Annotated in this window: 1 protein-coding gene; it reads left to right on the top strand. The window is 58.6% G+C overall.

The genetic code is table 11. From position 1 onward, the window contains the following. On the top strand, positions 1 to 590 hold a 590-nt coding region (locus tag HMPREF3172_RS10350), incomplete at both ends, for a DDE-type integrase/transposase/recombinase (RefSeq protein WP_141741638.1).

A 590-nucleotide genomic window follows, 5' to 3' on the forward strand; every position in this document is an offset into this window, starting at 1 on the left:
GGTGAAGGCATGCAGGATCGTTCTTCCCGACCCCGTACAAGCCCGAATAAGACCACGTCTAAGGTGGTCAAACGCATCGTGTCGCTGCGGTTGCGTAAACGCATCGGACCTGCGCAGTTGGCTGTTCTGTGCGGTGTGGCGCCGTCAACAGCGCATCAGGTGCTTACACGCTGCCGGCTGAACCGGCTGTCGTATCTTGACCGTGCCACCGGTGAGGTCGTGCGTCGTTATGAACATGATCAGCCGGGGGACTTACTCCATGTGGATGTGACGAAGTTCGGCAAGATCCCCGATGGTGGTGGGTGGCGGTTTGTCGGCAAGGCTCAGGGTTTCCTCAACCGGGCAAAGACAGAAGGCAAGCCACAGGATCGGTCCAGACACTCCGCGTTGGGATACTGCTTTGTCCACACCGTGGTCGATGACCATTCCCGGGTGGCGTACGCAGAGATCCACGATGATGAAAAGGCCGTCACCGCAGCAGGGGTGTTGCGCCGGGCGACTGCATGGTTCGCAGACCGCAATGTTCACGTCAAGAGAGTCATCAGTGATAACGGGTCGTGTTACCGATCCACACTGTGGCAGCAAACGTG

The organism is Brevibacterium sp. HMSC08F02 (assembly GCF_001807555.1).
GTDB classification, from domain to species: domain Bacteria; phylum Actinomycetota; class Actinomycetes; order Actinomycetales; family Brevibacteriaceae; genus Brevibacterium; species Brevibacterium ravenspurgense.